Origin of the sequence: Actinomadura sp. WAC 06369 (assembly GCF_003947565.1) — a bacterium.
GTDB classification, from domain to species: domain Bacteria; phylum Actinomycetota; class Actinomycetes; order Streptosporangiales; family Streptosporangiaceae; genus Spirillospora; species Spirillospora rifamycini.
In genome coordinates this window covers 1-3,598 of the sequence record NZ_QHJN01000322.1, presented here as the reverse complement: position 1 = coordinate 3,598, position 3,598 = coordinate 1, and the positions used below count along the sequence as shown (strand labels likewise).

Sequence of the window (3,598 nt, the reverse complement as noted above, 5' to 3'; positions counted from 1 at the left end):
GGCCGGGGCGCAGGGTGAGCAGGGCGAGCCACGCGGCGGCCGCGGCGAACAGTGTCGCGAGCGGCCGGCGCAGGCGGGGCGGGAGCGTCGGGCGGGTCACCTGCTTCTCCGGTGGGTTGAGCGGGCTCGGGTGTGCTCGCCCCGGCCGTCGGGTGCGGGACGACTCGACGGCCGGGCTGGGAATCCGGCGGGTCAGGGGAGTCGGAGGGGGAGGTCGATGCCGTCGAGGACGTTCGGGCAGGGGCAGTCGCGTTCGGTGGGGAGCGCGGTGACGATGTCGGCGGCGAGGGATCTGAGGCGGCCGACGTTCTCGCCGAACACCCGCAGGACCTCGTCCATCGTGACGCCCTCGCCTTCTTCGATGCCGGCGTCGAGGTCGGTGACGAGGCACAGGGGCGTGTAGCAGAGCGCGAGTTCGCGGGCGAGGACGGCTTCCGGGTGGCCCGTCATGCCGATCAGCGTCCAGCCCTGCCCGGCGAACCAGCGGGATTCGGCGCGGGTGGAGAAGCGGGGCCCCTCGATGACGACGAGGGTGCCGTCGGCGGCGAGGTCCCAGTCGGCGGAGCGGGCGGCCTTGAGGGCGGCGCGGCGGCCGTGGGGGCAGTACGGGTCGGCGAAGGAGACATGGACGGCGGCGCCCTCGTCGTAGTAGGTCTGCGGACGTCCGGACGTGCGGTCGACGAGCTGGTCGGGGATCGCGAGGGTGCCGGGGCCGAGGTCGGGGGTGAGGGAGCCGACGGCGCTGGGGGCGAGGACCTGCCTCACCCCGAGGGCGCGCAGGGCCCACAGGTTGGCGCGGTAGGGGATGCGGTGCGGCGGGTACCGGTGGTCGCGGCCGTGGCGGGGGATGAACGCGACGCGGCGTCCGGCGAGTTCGCCGACGGCGACGGGGTCGCTGGGCGGACCGTACGGGGTGTCGACGCGCACCTCCTCGATGTCGTCGAGGAAGGAGTAGAAGCCGGAGCCGCCGATGACGCCGAGGGAAGCCGTGGTTGACATGGGGCCGACATTAGCCATCGGGGGAGGAGTGGCGTCAGGGCGTTCGGGATTGTGGATAACTCCGGGCGGGGCGCGGTGCCCCGCCCGGAGATTCAGTGGACGAGCTGGTGCACTTCGGGCTTTTCTTCGGCCGGTTCCTCGCGGGCGAGGCGGCTCGGCGTCCAGATGCGCGGGCCGATGTCGTGCGCGAGGGCGGGCAGCAGGAGCGAGCGGACGATCAGGGTGTCCAGCAGGACGCCGAGGGCGACCGCGAAGCCCAGCTCGACCATGAACACCAGCGGCAGCGTGACCAGGGCCGCGAACGTGGCGGCCAGGACGAGGCCCGCCGAGGTGATGACGCCGCCGGTGACGGTCAGGCCCCGCAGGATGCCGCGCCGGGTGCCGAGCGACTGCGACTCCTCCCGGACGCGGTGCATCAGGAAGATGTTGTAGTCGACGCCCAGCGCCACCAGGAAGATGAACGCCAGCAGGGGGAACGACGCGTCGGCCCCTTCGAAGCCGAAGACGTGCTCGAAGAAGAGCGCGGAGGCGCCCAGGGACGCCAGGAAGGACAGGATCACCGTCGCCATCATCAGCAGCGGCGCCACGAGCGCGCGCAGCAGCAGCACGAGGATGCCGAACACGACGACCAGGACGATCGGGATGATGACGAGGTTGTCGCGGGACGACGCCTCGTTGGTGTCCACGCTGATGGCCGTGGTCCCGCCGACCTTGGCGTCCTCGGGCAGCGAGGCGCGGAGGCGCTCGACGGTCCGCTGCGCCGCCTCGCTGTCGGCCGGTGCCCGCAGCGTCGCCTCGTACTGGACGAGCCCCGCCGCGGTCTGCGGCGCGCCGACCCCCGCGACGCCCTCGGTGCCGCGGATGGCCGCCGCGAGGTCGTCCGAGGCGCCTCCCGGGGCGATGACGACGGCGGGGGAGCCGGACCCGCCGGGGTAGTGCTCGGTCAGGACGTTCTGGCCCGCGATGGAGTCGGGACGTCCGGTGAACATCCCCTCGTTCGACAGTCCGGTGGCGTTGAGGGAGAACAGGCCGAGCGTGAGACCTGCCAGGGCGACTGCGGTGGTGGCCCAGAGCGCGCGCGGGCGCCGGCCGACGAGCGCGGCGACCCGGCTCCAGACGCCGTGCTCCGCCTCGTACGCCTCGGGCTCCAGGTACTTGGCGTCGTAGCGGGGGATCAGCGGCCAGAACAGCCAGCGCCCGCAGACGACCAGGAGCGCGGGGAGCAGCGTGAGCATGGCGGCGAGCGCGGTCAGCACCCCGGCCGCGGCGACCGGGCCCATTCCGGCGGTCGAGTTCATCGCGGCGAGCAGCAGGCAGACCAGCCCGGCGGCGACGGTCGCGCCGGACGCGATGACGGCGGGCGCGGCGCGGCGCAGCGCGAACGCCATGGCTTCGTGCTTGTCCTCGTGCCGGTGCAGTTCTTCCCTGTACCGGGCCACGAGGAGGAGTGCGTAGTCGGTGGCGACGCCGAAGACCAGGACGGTCAGGATGCCCGCACTCTGCCCGTTGACCGTCAGGTCCGCGTACTTGGCCAGTAGGTAAATGAGCGACTGGGCGAGCCCGAGGGCGAACAGCGCGCTCACGACGGGGACGAACCACAGGATCGGGCTGCGGTAAATGAGCAGCAGCAGGAAGATGACGACGCCGCCCGCGGCCATCAGCAGGAACCCGTCGATGCTCTCGAAGACCTCGAACTGGTCGGCGCCCGCGCCGGCGGGCCCGGTGACGTGGGCCGCGAGGCCGGGCGGGCCGCGCTGGGCGAGGTCGCGGGCCTCGTCCACCGCGTCGACGAGGGTGTCCTCGCCGGTGAGGGGGACGAGGACCTGCAGCGCCCGCCCGTCCTCGGACGGGATCGGGCCCTGCACGGTCTCCGCGCCGGGCAGCGCGCGGAACGCCGCCGCGTCCTCGGCGACCGCCGCGCGGTCCGCAGCGGTGATGCCGGACGGCCGTTCGTAGACGATGACGGCGAGCATCGACTCCTCGGAGCGGAAGCGCTCCTGCAACTCGACGACCTGCGTCGATTCGGCGCCTTCGGGCAGCCAGGACGACGCGTCGTTCTCCTCGACGTCGCCGAGCTTCCCGGCGAGCGGGCCGAGCGCGGCCAGCAGGACGATCCACAGGGCCAGGACGGCCCACTTGGTGCGGCGGCCGGCGATCAAGCCGGCGAGTCGGTCGGTGCGGGCGCCTGGGGGCGCCGGGCTGCGTTCGCTCATGTTCCTCTCCGCTGCTGGTCGAGCGGGGTGCCGGAAAACGCGATATATCGCGTTGGCGCTCACAGTCCCTCGATCACCGAGAGGTGTCAAGTACTATCTCGACTCCCGGCCGATGGTGGCCGGTCGGCTCGCGAGCGCCCGCGGCCCGCGCCGTCCGCGCGGTTCCCCTCGGACCCATGCTCGTCGCGGAGAGGCCGCTCGCGCGTCGGGCGGGGGAACCGACTCGCGGTACCTCCAGGGGCGCAGGATCGGCGACCGCGTTCGGCCTGGAGGCGTAGGAGAGGGGCGGCCCGGCGGGCCCGGGAGACGGCGCGGGGCGCCCTCGGCTCCACCGGAAGCAGGAGGGGGCGGCGTCACCGCAGGTGGGAGCGGTTACGGGGGAGGGG

Annotated in this window: 2 protein-coding genes; both read right to left on the bottom strand. The window is 73.3% G+C overall.

The features are described 5' to 3' along the window. Positions 1–192: 192 nt before the first annotated feature. Positions 193–999, bottom strand: a complete 807-nt coding sequence (locus DMH08_RS38960; RefSeq protein ID WP_125621269.1) for an S-methyl-5'-thioadenosine phosphorylase — start codon at positions 997–999, stop codon at positions 193–195. 92 nt (positions 1,000–1,091) lie between these two features. Continuing rightward, positions 1,092–3,212, bottom strand: a complete 2,121-nt coding sequence (locus DMH08_RS38955; RefSeq protein WP_125621267.1) for an MMPL family transporter — start codon at positions 3,210–3,212, stop codon at positions 1,092–1,094. Between the last annotated feature and the right edge of the window lie 386 nt (positions 3,213–3,598).